The 16,590-nt window shown below is 59.8% G+C and carries 16 protein-coding genes; 9 read left to right on the forward strand and 7 right to left on the reverse strand.

What is annotated here, in order from left to right:
- Positions 1 to 182: 182 nt before the first annotated feature.
- The 9 genes from fabD to vapC all read left to right on the forward strand — a co-directional run bounded on the left by fabD (position 183) and on the right by vapC (position 7,945).
- A complete protein-coding gene (gene fabD, locus O3W47_RS21370; RefSeq protein ID WP_137003252.1) occupies positions 183 to 1,127 on the forward strand; it encodes an ACP S-malonyltransferase in 945 nt (314 codons plus the stop codon).
- Positions 1,128 to 1,209: 82 nt separating this feature from the next.
- Complete coding sequence (fabG, locus tag O3W47_RS21375; RefSeq protein ID WP_003520726.1) at positions 1,210 to 1,947, forward strand: 3-oxoacyl-[acyl-carrier-protein] reductase; 738 nt, start codon at positions 1,210 to 1,212, stop codon at positions 1,945 to 1,947.
- 350 nt (positions 1,948 to 2,297) lie between these two features.
- Complete coding sequence (locus O3W47_RS21380; RefSeq protein WP_003502080.1) at positions 2,298 to 2,534, forward strand: acyl carrier protein; 237 nt, start codon at positions 2,298 to 2,300, stop codon at positions 2,532 to 2,534.
- Positions 2,535 to 2,783: 249 nt separating this feature from the next.
- Entirely contained in the window at positions 2,784 to 4,046 is a 1,263-nt protein-coding gene (gene fabF, locus O3W47_RS21385; RefSeq protein ID WP_003520727.1) for a beta-ketoacyl-ACP synthase II, read from the forward strand.
- Between the two features lie 329 nt (positions 4,047 to 4,375).
- A complete protein-coding gene (gene mltG, locus O3W47_RS21390; RefSeq protein WP_269314557.1) occupies positions 4,376 to 5,596 on the forward strand; it encodes an endolytic transglycosylase MltG in 1,221 nt (406 codons plus the stop codon).
- A 68-nt stretch (positions 5,597 to 5,664) separates the two neighbouring features.
- Positions 5,665 to 6,552 (forward strand): YicC/YloC family endoribonuclease, encoded by an 888-nt coding sequence (locus O3W47_RS21395; RefSeq protein WP_125145877.1) that lies wholly within the window; start codon positions 5,665 to 5,667, stop codon positions 6,550 to 6,552.
- Between the two features lie 5 nt (positions 6,553 to 6,557).
- Positions 6,558 to 7,220 carry a guanylate kinase gene (gene gmk / locus O3W47_RS21400; protein ID WP_080817281.1) on the forward strand — a complete coding sequence of 221 codons (663 nt, stop codon included), beginning with the start codon at positions 6,558 to 6,560 and terminating at the stop codon, positions 7,218 to 7,220.
- Positions 7,221 to 7,313: 93 nt separating this feature from the next.
- Entirely contained in the window at positions 7,314 to 7,547 is a 234-nt protein-coding gene (gene vapB, locus O3W47_RS21405) for a type II toxin-antitoxin system VapB family antitoxin (protein WP_031233980.1), read from the forward strand.
- Positions 7,547 to 7,945, forward strand: coding sequence for a type II toxin-antitoxin system tRNA(fMet)-specific endonuclease VapC (gene vapC / locus O3W47_RS21410; RefSeq protein WP_269314558.1), 399 nt, complete (start codon positions 7,547 to 7,549; stop codon positions 7,943 to 7,945). Before vapB ends, vapC begins: the two co-directional genes overlap by 1 nt.
- Positions 7,946 to 7,977: 32 nt before the next feature.
- On the opposite strand, the gene O3W47_RS21415 is transcribed toward vapC, so the two are convergent.
- From O3W47_RS21415 to O3W47_RS21445, 7 genes are all read right to left on the reverse strand, one after another.
- On the reverse strand, positions 7,978 to 8,628 hold the full coding sequence (locus O3W47_RS21415; RefSeq protein WP_269314559.1) for an alpha/beta hydrolase: 651 nt from the start codon (positions 8,626 to 8,628) through the stop codon (positions 7,978 to 7,980).
- Between the two features lie 73 nt (positions 8,629 to 8,701).
- Positions 8,702 to 9,532, reverse strand: coding sequence for a 16S rRNA (adenine(1518)-N(6)/adenine(1519)-N(6))-dimethyltransferase RsmA (gene rsmA / locus O3W47_RS21420; protein ID WP_020810685.1), 831 nt, complete (start codon positions 9,530 to 9,532; stop codon positions 8,702 to 8,704).
- Positions 9,532 to 10,554, reverse strand: coding sequence for a 4-hydroxythreonine-4-phosphate dehydrogenase PdxA (pdxA, locus tag O3W47_RS21425; protein WP_269314560.1), 1,023 nt, complete (start codon positions 10,552 to 10,554; stop codon positions 9,532 to 9,534). Before pdxA ends, rsmA begins: the two co-directional genes overlap by 1 nt.
- Before the next feature lie 26 nt (positions 10,555 to 10,580).
- Positions 10,581 to 11,528: a SurA N-terminal domain-containing protein gene (locus O3W47_RS21430; protein ID WP_003520739.1), complete on the reverse strand. Its 948-nt coding sequence runs from the start codon at positions 11,526 to 11,528 to the stop codon at positions 10,581 to 10,583.
- 297 nt (positions 11,529 to 11,825) lie between these two features.
- Entirely contained in the window at positions 11,826 to 14,207 is a 2,382-nt protein-coding gene (locus O3W47_RS21435; protein ID WP_065654082.1) for an LPS-assembly protein LptD, read from the reverse strand.
- Positions 14,207 to 15,295: an LPS export ABC transporter permease LptG gene (lptG, locus tag O3W47_RS21440; RefSeq protein ID WP_003520741.1), complete on the reverse strand. Its 1,089-nt coding sequence runs from the start codon at positions 15,293 to 15,295 to the stop codon at positions 14,207 to 14,209. Before lptG ends, O3W47_RS21435 begins: the two co-directional genes overlap by 1 nt.
- Positions 15,292 to 16,461 carry an LptF/LptG family permease gene (locus O3W47_RS21445; RefSeq protein ID WP_269314561.1) on the reverse strand — a complete coding sequence of 390 codons (1,170 nt, stop codon included), beginning with the start codon at positions 16,459 to 16,461 and terminating at the stop codon, positions 15,292 to 15,294. The genes lptG and O3W47_RS21445 overlap by 4 nt, the downstream gene beginning before the upstream one ends.
- Positions 16,462 to 16,590 lie beyond the last annotated feature (129 nt).

Here is a 16,590-nt window from a genome sequence, read left to right on the forward strand (position 1 = left end):
TGAAAGTAATGGGGAATTGCCGCAGTGCAAGAAAAAATATGATGAAAAGAAAGGGGAAAACAGGACGGCAAAACCCCTGACATGGGCCTGCCATGGGGCTTCAAGCCTTGACTTCGCTGGCGGGAATGTGAATGGAAGTCCGAAAGAATAAAGGCAAGGCCAGACAAGAAGGACGACATCCCATGGGTATTGCATTCACATTTCCCGGACAGGGAAGCCAGGCCGTCGGCATGGGCAAGGAGCTGGCGGATACCTATCCGGAAGCGCGCGCCGTGTTTCAGGAAGTCGACGAGGCGCTCGACCAGAAGCTTTCCGATATCATGTGGAACGGCCCGGAAGAGACGCTGACGCTGACCGCCAACGCCCAGCCGGCCCTCATGGCGGTGTCCATGGCGGTCATGCGGGTTCTCGAAGCGCGCGGCTTCAAACTGTCCGATACGGTTTCTTATGTCGCCGGCCATTCGCTCGGCGAATATTCGGCGCTCTGTGCCGCCGGCACCTTCTCGGTTGCCGATACCGCCCGTCTTCTGCGCATCCGCGGCAACGCCATGCAGGCCGCCGTGCCGGTGGGCGAGGGCGCCATGGCGGCGATCATCGGGCTCGAGCACGATGCCGTTTCCGCCATCTGCGGGGAAGCCGGCATTCTCGGCGTCTGCCAGATCGCCAACGACAATGGCGGCGGTCAGCTCGTCATCTCCGGCGGCAAGGCCGCCGTCGAGAAGGCGGCGGCGATCGCTTCCGAAAAGGGCGCCAAGCGCGCCATCATGCTGCCGGTTTCCGCCCCCTTCCACTCCGCGCTGATGGCGCCGGCGGCGGAAGCCATGCGCGAGGCGCTGGCGGCCGTGGAAAAGCACAATCCGGTCGTGCCGGTTATCGCCAATGTGCGCGCCGCCCCCGTTTCCGATGCCAATGAGATCGCCGCTTTGCTGGTCGAGCAGGTGACGGGTCAGGTGCGCTGGCGCGAGACGGTGGAATGGTTCGCCGCCAACAATGTCACGCAGCTTTACGAGATCGGCTCCGGCAAGGTGCTGACGGGCCTTGCCCGCCGCATCGACAAGACGGTGAACGGCGTTGCCGTCAACGGCGCTGCCGATATCGACCAGCTTCTTGCCACCCTCATCGGCTGAGACGGACATTCCGGCTGCCGCATTCATCGGGCGCAACTGCGCTGAACATTTTCAGTCCGAAGCTCTAAAGAAGGAATAGGACATGTTTGATCTGACAGGCCGCAAGGCTCTCGTAACCGGCGCGACCGGCGGCATCGGCGAAGAAATCGCCCGCCTTCTGCACAGCCAGGGCGCAACCGTCGGCCTGCACGGCACCCGCGTTGAAAAGCTCGAAGCGCTGGCGGCGGAACTTGGCGAACGCGTCAAGATTTTCCCGGCTAACCTTGCCGACCGCGCCGAGGTCAAGGCGCTCGGCGAAAAGGCCGAAGCCGAGCTGGAAGGCGTCGATATCCTCGTCAACAATGCCGGGATCACCAAGGACGGCCTCTTCGTGCGCATGAGCGACGAGGACTGGGACAACGTCATCGAAGTGAACCTGACGGCGATGTTCCGCCTGACGCGCGAGCTGACGCATCCGATGATGCGCCGCCGTTTCGGCCGCATCATCAACATCACCTCCATCGTCGGCGTTACCGGCAATCCCGGCCAGGCCAACTACTGCGCCTCCAAGGCCGGCATGATCGGTTTTTCGAAGTCGCTGGCCCAGGAAATCGCCACCCGCAACGTCACCGTCAACTGCGTGGCGCCGGGCTTCATCGAAAGCGCGATGACCGGCAAGCTGAACGACAAGCAGAAAGACGCCATCATGGGCGCCATTCCCATGAAGCGCATGGGAACCGGTGCCGAAGTCGCCTCGGCCGTTCTTTATCTCGCCTCCAACGAGGCGGGCTACATGACCGGCCAGACACTGCACGTCAACGGCGGCATGGCGATGATCTGACGGCGCCTGAGGCCGTCATGAAAAGGATTGCGGCGCTGTTTAAGCACCTTCTTGGGTAGCTGGCGCCGCAAGGCCCCGCCGACTGGTTTTCGGCGAAATTGCCTGTCATACGCTGTGCTTAGCGCGTTTTCAGGCTTTTCGACCGATTGAAACCATGTTAAGCGGGCCAAGACTGTGAACAGTCGTCCCGGAGAGACAGGAAGCCGTTGCGATTTTGCGTGACGATGTCTAGCTTGGACCGGGTTGAACGGGTTTGCCAGCAGTGCCGGATTTGAACGGCGCATGAGGGCTTCTAACAGGGCAGGGTGCCGCAAGGCATTCCCTTCAAAATAAAGGTCGAGGAAACCGACATGAGCGATATCGCAGAACGCGTAAAGAAAATTGTAATTGATCATCTTGGCGTTGACGCCGACAAGGTTGTCGAAGGCGCCAGCTTCATTGACGATCTGGGCGCTGATTCGCTCGACACCGTTGAACTGGTCATGGCTTTCGAAGAAGAATTCGGCGTTGAAATCCCCGACGACGCAGCTGACTCGATCCTGACCGTCGGCGACGCCGTAAAGTTCATCGAGAAGGCCCAGGCCTGATCGACCTTGATGGGGGAGGTGCAATATCCTCCCGTCCTTGGCCCGGCTCGTCCGGGCCAATGTTTTATAGGCAGACGGTAACATGCCCGCTGACGGTGTGTGTTCCGGGCAATGCATGGGGTCGCGGGCCGGAAACGGCGCTCACAACCGTCATGCTGAGATTTGAAATACTGCAGCATCCGATGAACATCTCCTGATGTCCGGCGTTGCATGAAGACCGATGATTTGGATAAGGGCGGAGCATTGGCGATGAGGCGTGTCGTTATCACCGGTACCGGCATGGTATCTCCTCTTGGATGTGGGACGGAAGTGACCTGGGAGCGGCTGCTGGCCGGCCAGAACGGCGCCCGTCTCGTGACTGAATTCGAAGTCGAAGACCTTCCGGCAAAGATCGCCTGCCGTATTCCTGTGGGCGATGGTTCCAACGGCACCTTCAATGCCGATGACTGGATGGAACCCAAGGAACAGCGCAAGATCGATCCTTTCATCCTGTACGGCATGGCTGCCGCCGACATGGCGCTTGCCGACGCGGACTGGCATCCGGAAACGGACGAGGACCAGATCGCCACCGGCGTTCTGATCGGCTCCGGCATCGGCGGCCTGGAAGGCATTGTCGAGGCGGGCTATACGCTGCGCGACAAGGGCCCGCGGCGCATTTCTCCATTCTTCATTCCCGGCCGCCTGATCAACCTCGTATCCGGCCAGGTTTCCATCCGCCACAAGCTGCGCGGACCGAACCATGCCGTGGTGACGGCCTGCTCGACCGGCGCGCACGCCATTGGCGACGCCGCCCGTCTGATCGCGCTCGGCGATGCCGACGTCATGGTCGCCGGTGGCGCCGAGTCGCCGGTCTGCCGCATCGCGCTTGCCGGCTTCGCCGCCTGCAAGGCGCTCTCCACCCAGCATAACGACAATCCGGAAAAGGCCTCGCGCCCCTATGACCGTGACCGCGATGGTTTCGTCATGGGCGAGGGTGCGGGCATCGTCGTTCTGGAAGAACTGGAACATGCCAAGGCGCGCGGCGCGAAGATTTATGCGGAAGTCGTCGGTTATGGCCTTTCGGGTGATGCCTATCACATCACCGCACCGTCCGAGGACGGTGAAGGCGCCTATCGCTGCATGTCGATGGCGCTGAAGCGCGCGGGTCTCACGCCTGACGATATCGATTACATCAATGCTCACGGCACCTCGACCATGGCCGATACCATCGAGCTTGGCGCGGTCGAGCGGCTTGTCGGCGAATCGGCCTCGAAGATCTCCATGTCTTCCACCAAGTCGGCCACGGGCCATCTTCTCGGTGCGGCGGGCGCTATCGAGGCAATCTTCGCGACGCTTGCGATCCGCGACAACATCGTTCCGCCGACGCTGAACCTCGACAATCCCGATGTGGAGACGAAGATCGATCTCGTGCCGCACAAGGCGCGCAAGCGGCAGGTCGATGTGGCGCTCTCGAACTCCTTCGGCTTCGGCGGCACCAACGCCTCCCTCGTGCTGCGTCGTTACGAAGCATAATTGCGGCGGCGGCTCTGCCGCCGCTGGCGCCCTTCCACCGGGTGCTAACAAAGGACGTTCTTTCCTTTGAAGAACGCATTGCGGCTTGCGAAAGCCATTCCGGTTTTCGCGCCGATATTGTAGTCGTTTATGGGAAGCGTTTGCCGGTTCGGGGTAATTTCCGGCCGCAAGCTGCTTCCTCCATCGGCTTTGTCCGAAACGATGTTCGTGAAGCGGAATAGCAAGGCTTCACGATATCTCTATGTGGTGCAGGAAGACATTCCGAACCTGTTTTTGCCGCATTACCTGCGCAAAAAGCGCTGACAACGCCGAACTGAAAAGGACCGACGGTGAGCGACACGAACCAGAACAGCCAGGGACCATACGGACAAAACGGCGCGGGCGAAGGCAATCGCGGCCCGATCATTCCGAAATCCCCGACGGAAGCACTGCGGCCGGAAAAAGTGCCGGCTCCGCCCAAGCGCTCCCGCAAGGCCCATGGCCAGCTTGTGATCTTTCTGAATTTTCTGATGACGCTTGCGGTTGCCGTCTGTGTGCTGGCGATTGCCGCTTTCTATTACATGATCGATGCGTTCCAGGAGCCCGGTCCGCTTCAGACGAACACGCATTTCACGGTGCGCAACGGCGCCGGCATTATCGAGATCGCCAATAATCTCGAGCGTAACGAGGTCATCTCCAACGCCCGTGTCTTCCGCCTGATGACCGGCAGCTACCTGCAAAAGGACCAGACGCTGAAGGCCGGCGAATATGAGATCAAGGCCGGCGCATCGATGAAGGACATCATGATGCTGCTGGAGTCCGGCAAGTCGATCCTTTATTCCGTGTCGTTGCCGGAAGGCCTGACCGTGAAGCAGATGTTCGCGCGCCTTGGAGCGGATGAAGTGCTGGATGGCGAATTGCCCTCGGCCCTGCCGCCGGAAGGCAGCCTGCGCCCCGATACCTACCGCTTCACCCGCGGCACCAAGCGCGAAGAAATCATCAACCAGATGAGCGCGGCGCAGGACAAGCTGATCAATATGATCTGGGAACGGCGCGATCCGGACCTTCCGATCAAGACCATCGAGGAATTCGTGACGCTCGCCTCGATTGTCGAGAAGGAAACCGGCAAGGATGACGAGCGCGCCCATGTCGCTTCGGTGTTCTACAACCGTCTGAAGAAGGGCATGCGCCTGCAATCCGACCCGACGATCATCTACGGCCTGTTCGGTGGCGACGGCAAACCGTCGGACCGCCCGATCTATCAGTCGGACCTGCAAAAGCAGACGCCGTTCAACACCTATGTCATCAAGGGCCTGCCGCCGTCGCCCATCGCCAATCCGGGTCGGGCGGCGCTTGAGGCCGTGGCCAATCCATGGCGCACGGATGACCTTTATTTCGTTGCCGATGGCACCGGCGGCCATGTGTTTGCAAAGACGCTTGAAGAACATAACGCCAATGTGCGCCGCTGGCGCAAGATTGAGGCCGAAAAGGCGGCCTCCGGCGCCAATCCCGATGTTGTCGTGGATGGTCAGCCGGGCGGGGCCGAGGCGGAAAAGCCGGCCAATAATTGATAATCCTGACCGGGCCCTGCGATCCGCACGGGCCCGGTTTTGCACAGCATGACGGGGGGCTTCCAGATATGACATTGCAATCGATGACCGGCTTCGCACGCAGCGAAGGAACCTCCGGCCGTTACCGCTGGGCGTGGGAATTGCGCTCTGTGAACGGCAAGGGGCTCGATGTGCGCCTGCGTCTGCCCACCGGTCTTGAAGCGCTGGAAACGGCCCTGCGCGAAATCGCAGGCGAGCATCTTTCCCGCGGCAATATCCAGGCGGGTCTGACGCTGGCGATTGCGGAAAACCGGCTGGAGGCGGTGATCAACCGCGATGCTCTGGCGGCGGTTCTGGCGCTGAAGAAGGAGCTTGGCGATGTGGTGGAAGACAAGCCGCTGAGTTTCGACACGCTGCTCACGCTGCGCGGGCTCGTCGATTTTCGCGAGGCGGAAGATGACGCGGAGGCGCAGGCCGCACGCAACGGCGATGTGCTTGCCGGCTTCGCTGCCGCCGTCGAGAAGCTGAAGGATATGCGCGAACGGGAAGGGGCGTCGCTGTTTGCGATCCTGTCCGGTCATATCAACCGGATCGAGCAGCTCGCGGACATCATTGAAAACGATCCTTCCCGCCAGCCGGAACAGATCGCGGCACGGCTCGCCCAGCAGATCGCCCTCATCGGCGACGGCTTGCATGGTCTCGACCGTGACCGGCTGCATGCCGAGGCGGCGCTGCTCGCGACCAAGGCAGATCTGCGCGAAGAGATCGACCGGCTGCACGCCCATGTTCAGGCGTCGCGGGAGCTTTTGGCCAATGGCGGGCCGGTAGGGCGCAAGCTCGATTTTCTTGCACAGGAATTTAACCGCGAGTCGAATACAATCTGTTCCAAATCGAACGCCAGTGCGGTAACCGCAGCAGGCATAGAGCTGAAAGTGGTGATCGACCAGTTCCGCGAGCAGGTCCAAAATCTGGAGTAGACCCCATGGTCCCGGTGAATAATTCTCCCGTCACGATTGCCCGCAGAGGGTTGATGCTGGTGATTTCTTCGCCATCGGGCGCGGGCAAATCCACGATTGCGCGCAACCTGCTCGACAAGGACAAGAATATAGGTCTGTCTGTCAGCGTCACGACGCGTCCGCGTCGCCAGAGCGAGATTGACGGCATTCACTACCATTTCATTTCCACGCGTGAATTCGAGCGCCTGCGCGATAGCGATGCGCTGCTGGAATGGGCAGAGGTTCACGGCAATTTTTACGGCACGCCGCGTGGGCCGGTGGAAGATGCCATGGCTGCCGGTCGCGACATGCTGTTCGATATTGACTGGCAGGGCGCCGAGCAGCTTCAGGACAAGATGAAGGCGGACGTCGTTTCGATCTTCATCCTGCCGCCGACCATGACCGAACTTCAATCGCGCCTGCATCGCCGCGCCGAAGACACCGAAGAGGTCATCAAGACCCGGCTCCTCAATTCCCGTGCCGAGATCGAGCACTGGCGCGACTATGACTATGTCATCCTCAATGACGACCTGCAGGCCGCCTTCGAGGCCGTCGAAGCCATCGTGAAGGCCGAACGCGTCCGCCGCGACCGCCGCCATGGCATGTTCGATTTCGTGCGGGCGTTGCTCGAGGAAGAGCCGAAGCTCTGATGGAGGGTAGCGTCTGGCTACCGGCCCCAAAATCTTGAAATCGAAGCGGTTAGGCGTTATGTATATCCCGGCAGGATATACGAGGCTCCGACAATGGCAACGTCAACGGTTTTTATAAGCAATCGCAGTCAAGCTGTAAGGCTACCGAAGGCCGTGGCTTTTCCTGATGACGTGCATAAGGTCGATGTTCTGAAAATCGGTCTCGCGCGTGTTATAGTGCCGCAGGGAAAGCGCTGGGACGATCTCTTTCTGACCGGACCACGCGCAACGGATGATTTTCTTTCCGTTCGCGAAGAGCCTGCATTGGATGAGCGCGAGCCCTTCTGATGCTCACATATATGCTCGATACCAACATATGTATCTATGTGATGAAGACTTATCCTCCGGAGCTGCGGGAGAAATTCAACGCGCTGGCAGATCAACTGTGTATTTCGAGCATCACACTTGGCGAGCTTTATTATGGTGCTGAAAAATCCGTCCGGCGCCAGGAAAACATCAACGCCATTGAAAATTTTACCGCGCGTTTGGACGTTCTGCCTTTCGCCGACAAAGGCGCCGCACATTACGGCCAGATCAGGGCCGAACTTGCCAAGGTTGGAACGCCGTGCGGCGTTCATGATATGCAGATTGGTGGTCACGCCCGTAGCGAGGGACTGATCGTCGTAACCAATAATATGCGCGAATTCATCCGTATGCCGGGCTTGCGAGTTGAAAACTGGGTTTAGTCCTCGGCCTCGCCCTGTTCCAAAACGTTCGGCTAACCGATGGGAGTCGCTGCTGTTATCTGGGTGATAGGTTCACTTGCCGCCCATTGGCGAGATAGCCGCTCGTCTGCGGCGTCTTCAGCCCAGCCGTGGCCCGTATCAACTGTTTGCAGAACAACATCCGCACCGGCCGATGCCAGTTGGTTGGCCAAATGCGGCGCATCGGTGGGGTGACGCCTTTCGTCGTAGGCGCCGGCGAGCAGGAGTATGGGGTATCCTGAGAGGTTTGGGAGAGCTTGATCCGTTCTTGGAGAAAGCGGGCGAAGCAGAATGGCTCCCCTCGACAAATTCCGATTCAGACATATGGTTTCAGCCGCTATGATCGCGCCGTTCGAATATCCAACGAGGAGGGGTCTCTGCCCGGTCTCATGAAATACAAAGTCGATGAACTGGCAGAGGCTGGTCGCTCGATGTTTGAGGTCGTCAATATCGAGCTGTCTGTCTGGTTTTCTGCGAAAAAATGCGAAGCCATTTTCCCAGGGAACGGCGCCTCTCGGCGCGTATAAGACACCGTTAGGAAAGACGGCACGTCCAAAAGAAATGAGGTCGTCTTCCGTTCGTCCCGATCCATGCAGCAAGACAACCGCGCAGTCGGGCGTTTTAGCGGGAATGTCGAGCTTGTAATGAAAACCGGCACTCTCCACGCACTTCTTCCTTTATTCGCAGCCTCCACGAACGCGTGTCCCGCTACTCGGAATGGCACATTCCACGACGGATTTACAGGCAGTTCGCCAAAGTGACGAATTCCTCCACCGACAGCGTTTCCGCTCGCCGCGTGGGATCGATCCCCGCTTTTTCCAGAAGCGTTTCGCCGCCAAGGCTTTTCACGCTCTGGCGCAGCATCTTGCGACGCTGGCCGAAGGCGGCTTCCGTCACCTTTTCAAGCTTGGCGACATCGCAGGGCAGCGGCTTGTCCTTCGGCAGCAGGTGCACGACCGTGGAGGTCACTTTTGGCGGCGGGCTGAAGGCCTGTGGCGGAACGTCGAAGGCCATTTCGGAAACTGTGCGCCAGCCGGCGAGAACGCCCAGCCGGCCATAATGGTTATCGCCTTCTTCGGCCACGATGCGCTGGCCGACTTCCTTCTGGAACATGAGCGTCATGGAGAGCCAGAAGGGCGGCCATTGTTTCGGCAGCAGCCAGTTGACCAGCAATTGCGTGCCGACATTGTAGGGCAGGTTGGCGATGATCCGCACCGGTTCGCCGGCGGGAACCAGAGCCTCGAAATCGGTCTTGAGGGCGTCGCCCTCTATGACCTCGAGCCGTCCGGGATAATGCGCTTCGATTTCCGCCAGCGCCGGCAGGCAGCGGCTGTCGCGTTCGACGGCGATGACCTTTTTTGCCCCCAGCGAAAGAATGGCGCGGGTGAGGCCGCCGGGACCGGGGCCGACCTCTATCACCGTCACGCCGTCTAGCGGTCCTGCTGTCCTTGCGATCTTCTGGGTGAGGTTGAGGTCGAACAGGAAGTTCTGGCCGAGCGATTTCTTCGCGTCGAGCCCGTGGCGCTGGATGACATCGCGCAGCGGCGGCAGTCCGTCGATGGCCGCCATTATGCGTTGGCCCGGCTGCGGAGGGAAATCTCCGCCGCCATCTTCAGCGCCGCCACAAGGCTCGCCTCATTGGCTATGCCCTGGCCGGCAATGCCGAAGGCGGTGCCATGGTCGGGCGAGGTGCGGATGAAGGGCAGGCCGAGCGTGACATTGACGGAATCGTCGAAGCCGAGCGCCTTGGCCGGAATGAGCGCCTGATCGTGATACATGCACACCGCCACGTCATATCGCTTGCGGGCGGCATCGTGGAACATGGTGTCGGCGGGCAGGGGGCCGAAGGCATCGATCCCGTCCTTCCGCAACCGCATGGTCGCCGGGTGAACGATATCACGATCCTCAGTGCCGAGTGCGCCATCTTCACCCGCATGCGGGTTGAGGCCGGCAACCGCCAGACGCGGCGCCTCGATGCCGAATTTCTGCCGGAGATCGGCATCGATGATCCGGCAGGTCGTGACGATCAAATCTTCGGTGAGAGCGGCCGGTACGTCTTTCACAGGGATATGGATCGTCACCGGGACGACGCGGACCTTGGGGCCGGCAATCATCATCACCGGGATGACGTGCTCGCCGGTCTGGCGCAGGGCGAGATCAGCCAGAAATTCCGTATGGCCGGGGAAGCCGAAACCCGCCTCATAAAGCACCGATTTCGCGATCGGATTGGTGACGACGGCCGCAGCCTTGCCCTCGACCGTGAGGGAAACGGCGGTCTCGATGGCCTTGATCGTCGCGTGCGCCGCTCCGACATGCGGCTGACCCGCCTGCACTTCGAAGCCGACAGGAAGGGGGAGGATGGGGAAAGCCTGTTCGAACAGGCCGACGGCGCTTTCCGCATCGCAGGTCTCGATATTGACCGGCACGCCGATCAGCGCCGCACGGCTCGCCACCACATCGGGATCGCCGATGAAGATGAAGGGCGGCACGCCGTTCTCCCGGCGCTTAGCCCAGGCGGTGATGGCGATGTCGGGGCCGATACCGGCTGGATCTCCCTGTGTCAGGGCAAGCGGCAGGGATGCATATGTCACGGAAAGACCCGGCTCTCGTATCAATATCAGGTGTTGACAATCTGCGCCTTCTTGCGCAGCTCATCCATATATTTCTTTTCGTTCGGGTTTTCGCCGTCCTTGGCCTTCATCAGGTCTTCGGACTTGAACACCATTTCCGCCGCATAGTCGTCGGAAACCTGGCGCTGCTTGCAAATGGCCAGATATTCGACGCCCTTTTCGGTGACGCGGGTACCGGTGGTGCCGCCTTCCTTGGTCTTCTCCACCAGCGCCTTCCAGTCTTCCGGCAGCTCCGGCGCCAGAATGCGGCCAAGGTCCTTGATCGCCACATCACGCATGGTCGCGGCGAAGCTCATGGCCTGGTCGCAGCCGGGGTAACGCTTGCGCGAGGCTTCAGCCTCGGCCTTGCGCTTGCCGGTAATGGCGTTGCGTTTCGATTCCGGGATAACGAAGATGACCTGCTGCAGGAAATATTCCGTGGTGACGGGCTTGTCGCCGCGTTCCTTCAGTCGGGTAACGAGATCCTGCGTCGACATCTTGCCACGTGCGCCATAACGGGCGTTGACAAGGCGCGGCCAGCTCATCTGAACGGCGATGAAGGCCTTGAAATGATCGGCTCCGACACCCGCCTGCGCAAGCACCTTCGTCAATTGCTGCGGGGTCATCTTGTTGTTGCCGGCAAAGCGTGCGAAGGCCGCATCGACATCGTCGGTGCTGACCGACATCTTAACGCGGCCGATTTCCTCGCGCTTCAGCGCTTCGTCGACAAGCTGCTCACGCGCCTTTTCGTTGAGATTGCCGGACTGGCGCTGCAACTTGAGGAAGGCGACGCGCTTGGCAATATCGTCATTGGTGATGGGGGTCTTGTTGACGACGATCTTGACGGTGCTATCGGCGAAGGCCTGGCCGGCATAGGGCACAACGGCCATGGGAACGGCGAATATCGCAAAGGCGAAAGCAGCGCCACGCAAAGCCGTCTTTCCGAAATTCATCATATCCTTCTCCCTTTCGTCGGGCAGGGTCCTGTTGCCCTGTCCCGCCAATCTGTTCTGCCTGATGAGGGGAATATTGAACTCTCCCGCTTTTCAGACCTGCAACTGTGCATCCGCACCGCGAATTTGCCACGTATATATCATCGCGATCCGCAAGACGGCAATGTGTCGGTTTGTTGAAAGAAAACCCGATAGGTTCCATGCGCGGCCGACATTGGCGTGTTGTTGCGGCGAAACCGTGGCTTTACTGGCCAAATGGTAAAAAGGCAGGTCACGATGCTGCGTAACCTGCCTCTAAACTCAGTAGTTGTTTGGCTTCCAGCCAATATCCATGTCGTTCCAGTCCTCATTGGCTGAACCGACGCTGATATCGCCGAGCGTACGGAAGGCCAGACGGGCATTGATCGACCAGTCATTGGCGGCCTGACGGCTGGAATTGATATTGCCTTCGTCGGAATAGCTGACCGTCAGGATCGTGCACTCATCCTGATAGGCAATGCCGATGCGGCGTTCGGCGGCAAACTTCCCGTTGAGATCGTAATTGATCGAACCGAACAGCGACCAGTTGTCGTCCATGCGCAGCGAACCGGACGCCTGGATGATATCGCGGTCTTCGTTATAGCCGTATTTCGGCTGTGCCTTGACCTGCGTATAGCTGAGCTTGCCGGTAAGGCGACGGTCCGAATAGCTGATGCCGGTTTCCGAGCGGTTGATGTCGAAATCGTCCTTGTCGAGACGCAGGCTCGACGACAGCGAAAGTCCGATCGGCGCATCGAAAGCGGCCATGGCGACGTAATCCGAACGGTCGGATTCGAGGCCCGAATTGGCGCCTGCATTGACTAGATCGTAGGAGGCGAAGGAATTGTCGCCCGCCAGATGGAAGGACTGGCCGGCAATGGCGCGAACGCCGTAGCCATTGTCGAACGTACCGTTATAGCGGAAGCCGATATTGGCGCGCGTGCCGCCTTCGATCCGGTCGAAACCGGAGAATTTGTCGCGTTCGAACAGGTTGGTCGCGTCGAAGACGAATGCCTGTGCATCCTCGTTCGGAAGGCGGCCGGCATATTGTTCGTTCGGGCGCACGAAAATCTGTGCGATTGGCTCGATCACGTGGCTGCTGTTGAGCGCGGTGAACAGCCAGGGGTAACGCACTTCCAGACCGCCGGTGACCATGCCGCGGAAAGCCGCGCCGTCATGCATCATGCCCTCATAGGCATAGGAGGTCCCACCCGAGGTGAAGGCTGCGGGAGACATGTCCGTCCAGAGCGCGTCGCCGCGCGCGGCAAGGATCGGCGTGATCTGCAGGCCGCTGTCCATCGTGAAGGTGCGCTTCCACTCGGCTTCGGTGGAAAGGCGCGTATAGTCACCCTCAAGCCCGCTGAAACGCGGATAACCGCCAAGCGCGTAAGCATCCTGCCGCAGGCGCGTGATGCTCGTCAGGTTGGTGGTCAGCGAAAGTTCGCCGCCATAAACCGGATCCGGCACGAAATAACGATAGTCGACAACCGGGTGGACGATTGCCTGTTTGCGTTCCTTGGCTTCGGTATTGTCCGTATCCTGAACGTTGAAATAATAACCGCGGGCTTCGAAGCTGTTACGCTCGCTCGCACCGTTCAGATAAATCTGGTTGGTCTGAACGTCGTTTTTATAACCCTTCAGCCCATAGGTGCGCGAAAAGTTATTGTCGGTCTGCACCATGGCATCCCAGCCGAACGCCCAGCGCGGGTTGATCGAGAAATCACCCTTGCTTGCGATCATGCCGCGATTGTCGTTGAGGGCGTCGCTGGTGCCGGCCGTGAAGGTTTCGGACTTCTGCTGGCTGATGCCCGCGATCGTGACCGTGTGCATGCCGGTTTCGAAGCGCTGGCGCAATTCCGCCTGCAGCAGCAGACCCTGCGTCGTGTAATAGGTCGGCGTGACGGTCACGTCCGAAGTGTCGGACAGGACGTGGAAATAGGGGACACCGATACCGAAACCGAGATTGTCGGTAATGCTCATCTGCGGGAACAGGAAGCCGGATTTACGCTTTACCGTATTGTCCGGAACCGTAAGGAACGGCAGATAGGCGATCGAATGGCCGAAAAGCTGCAGGCGGGCCTTTTCCAAGCGCACCGTATGGGTCTTGCCGTCCTGAACGACGCGCTCGGCCTTGACCTGCCACAGCGGCGCCTTTTCGGGCCGCTCGGCGCAGGGCAGACACGCGGTGTAGACACCGTTGTTGAGCACCATGAGGTCGCCTTCGAGGCGCTCGGCGCTTTCACCGGCAATACGGGTATTGTCCGTGGTCTCGACGCGCAGCGCATTGACGAAGCCCTGACCGAAATCGTCGGTCACGTCCATCTCGTCGGCATAGATCTTGTTGCCGCCCGGCTCGATCAGCTCGATGTTGCCATGGGCGATCACGCGGCCGGTCTGCTGGTTATATTCCACTTGCTGGGCCACCATGCGGTAGCCCGAATATTTCATGCGAACCACGCCCTTCGCGATCACACGCTGGGAATCGCGATTATAGGTAAGTTCATTTGCTGTAAGCAGGAGTTTCGAATCGTCTTGGCTTGCCGACGCAAGCAAACCATCCTGGCCGATAGCGACCGGGCTGGATGCCAAATACGCGCACACAGCGGCACCTGTCAGAAGGGCCGTCCAAAGCCGCCTGATATTCCCGCGGTCATATACCGCCACTAGCCGTCCTCCTGATGAAGCAGAATGGTTGCCCCCAAAGCCAACGCCACGATGACTGGAACCCAGACCGCGACGGTGGGAGGGACAACGCCACCACTCCCGAATGCCCTTACAAGCACGGTTACTACATAAAGCACGAAGCCGGAAACGATTCCACCCAGAATCACGGAGCGCGATTGGGCGAAGCGGCTGAACTTTAATGAAACGGTCGCGGCGATCAAGGTCATCGCGACCAGAAGCAGGGGCGTCGATAGCAGGAAATGATACTGCGTCTCAAGCGCCTTCGAAGATAGTCCAAAGGACTTTGCAACTTCGATCTTGTGAGAAAGGTCAAAGAAAGCAACGGTTTCCGTCTGCGTCATGCGCTCCTGGACGAATTCCCGTCTCAGATTGGTACTGATCCGCGTGCTTTCTTGCCGAACTGGCACATGCCCGGCGCGCGTTTCCGAAACGCCGTTAAGAAGCCAGTAACCATCTTCCAATTTAGCCGACTTCGCATCCTTACGGGAGACGATGTTTCCGTCCTTGTCGATGTCGATCAGAACCACGTCGAGAAGCAGCGTTCCATTGTCCTCGAAGCTCTTGGCGCCGATGATCGTATCCTGGCCGCCGCTTGACTGGCGCATCCACGGAACGATCTCCTGCTGGCGGCCGCCGCCTGCTTCGTTGCGCAGGCCGGCTTCCATCGCCAGCGACTTGTTCTGACCCCATGCCGCGATGGGGTTGAGGATGGTGACCGACAGGATGCCGATGAACACCGCGCCGAGCACGAAGGGAAGGATGAACTGCCAGGCGGAAATGCCGGCGGCGCGCGTCACCACCAGTTCGTAACGCCGGTTGAGCGAGATCAGCGTCGTCATGCCGACGAAAAGCGCAATGAAGGGCACGGTCTGTTGCAGGATCAGCGGCAGGCGAAGCGCCGTCAGGCCAAGGGCGGCCGGAACGGAATAGCCGGGCAGGCCTGACATGCGCCGTGCCGTTTCGCTGAAGTCGGCAAGGTAAATGATCGAGGATACGCCGAGCACGAACCAGATGGCGGTGATCAGATATCGCTTCAGGAAATACCGGGAGAGCGTGTTGAAAATCATGCGTTGCCGCTCCCAGAGCTTTTCGTCATCCGGCTGGAGAAGAGACGGCGCAGACGACCCATCGCATCGGCGATGGCTTTCGGCATTTTCGGCTTGCGGCCGGTCAGCAGAATGAAGGCGGCGGCGCCGCCGCTGAGGCCCGGAACGGCATAGACGAGCGGAATGAAGGCCGCGCTCTGCTTGATCTGATTGGTGACGTAAAAACCAAGCCACCGCAGCATGAAGGCCGTCACCAGCGCGGCCACCATCGGATGCAGGCGCGCCTCGCGGTGAGAACGGGCATCGGCGGCGATGACCAGCGAAATCAGCGCGAAGGAGAAAGCGAACATCCAGTCCGACAGGCGCTTGTGCAGCTCGCTGCGGAAGGCTTCCGGCGAGCGCTTGTAGCTCGCATTGTTCTCGTCGGGCGAGAGAAGGAAACCGAGGCTGGCATCGCCCGGAGAGAGCGACGGCTCGGAATCCTGCTTTTCCGACATGGTCGAAAGGTCGAAGGCATAGGACAGGAACTTGACGATCGAGACCTTGCCGTCCGGCGTCTTCTGCTGCACTTCGCCGTCGCGCATGGTCAGCGACGTGCCGCTTTCGTCGATCATGCCTTCCTTGGCATAATAGATGAGATCGAAATTCGGATCGCGGCGGTCGGCGACGAACAGGCCCTTGAGGATACGGCCCTGCCGCTGGGCGATCTGCACGTAAAGGCCGTCCTGAATGGTGCGGAACGTCTTTTCCTCGATCACCGAGGACAGAAGGTCGGCATAGGCGGCGGCCACCATCTGCCGGGCGGAGCTGCGGGCGGGCGGCTCGATGAAATTGGTGATGGTGAAGGAAAACACGCTCAGAATGGCGGCCAGAATGAGAACCGGGCGATACATGATCGACCGGGGCGATCCGGCCGCATCGATGATGGCAAGCTCGGAATCGTTGTTCATCGTCGTGAAGATCTGGGTGATGCCGATCACCAGCGCGAAAGGCAGGACGACCGGGATCAGCGTCGGCAGGATCATCGTCGCGAGCGCCATGAAGGAACCCATCGACTGGCCCGTATCGGTAACGAGATTGATTCTCTGGAGAACCTGGATGGTCCAGATGATGGCCAGCACCGGCAGCAGCGCGACCAGAAACATCTGCGTTGTCCGCCGCAGGATATAGTTCTCGAGAAGCTTCATACGGCCCTGTTCGACATTGTTTTTCCGTGCGATCGCTCGCCGAATTTCCGCCTATCTAATCGCATCGTTTGCAATTGGCTATTCCGGCGTGCTCACAAATATGTTTTGCGCGATGATTTTTCCATCGCC

This window comes from Agrobacterium sp. LMR679 (genome assembly GCF_027157905.1).
Classification (GTDB): Bacteria; Pseudomonadota; Alphaproteobacteria; order Rhizobiales; family Rhizobiaceae; genus Agrobacterium; species Agrobacterium leguminum.

Bases quoted from the DNA above. Each gene is read 5' to 3' on its own strand.
- fabD (WP_137003252.1), top strand. From the start codon at position 183: ATGGGTATTGCATTCACATTTCCCGGACAGGGAAGCCAGGCCGTCGGC.
- fabG (WP_003520726.1), top strand. From the start codon at position 1,210: ATGTTTGATCTGACAGGCCGCAAGGCTCTCGTAACCGGCGCGACCGGC.
- O3W47_RS21380 (WP_003502080.1), top strand. From the start codon at position 2,298: ATGAGCGATATCGCAGAACGCGTAAAGAAAATTGTAATTGATCATCTT.
- fabF (WP_003520727.1), top strand. From the start codon at position 2,784: ATGAGGCGTGTCGTTATCACCGGTACCGGCATGGTATCTCCTCTTGGA.
- O3W47_RS21395 (WP_125145877.1), top strand. From the start codon at position 5,665: ATGACATTGCAATCGATGACCGGCTTCGCACGCAGCGAAGGAACCTCC.
- gmk (WP_080817281.1), top strand. From the start codon at position 6,558: ATGGTCCCGGTGAATAATTCTCCCGTCACGATTGCCCGCAGAGGGTTG.
- vapB (WP_031233980.1), top strand. From the start codon at position 7,314: ATGGCAACGTCAACGGTTTTTATAAGCAATCGCAGTCAAGCTGTAAGG.
- vapC (WP_269314558.1), top strand. From the start codon at position 7,547: ATGCTCACATATATGCTCGATACCAACATATGTATCTATGTGATGAAG.
- rsmA (WP_020810685.1), bottom strand. From the start codon at position 9,532: ATGGCGGCCATCGACGGACTGCCGCCGCTGCGCGATGTCATCCAGCGC.
- O3W47_RS21430 (WP_003520739.1), bottom strand. From the start codon at position 11,528: ATGATGAATTTCGGAAAGACGGCTTTGCGTGGCGCTGCTTTCGCCTTT.
- lptG (WP_003520741.1), bottom strand. From the start codon at position 15,295: ATGATTTTCAACACGCTCTCCCGGTATTTCCTGAAGCGATATCTGATC.
- O3W47_RS21445 (WP_269314561.1), bottom strand. From the start codon at position 16,461: ATGAAGCTTCTCGAGAACTATATCCTGCGGCGGACAACGCAGATGTTT.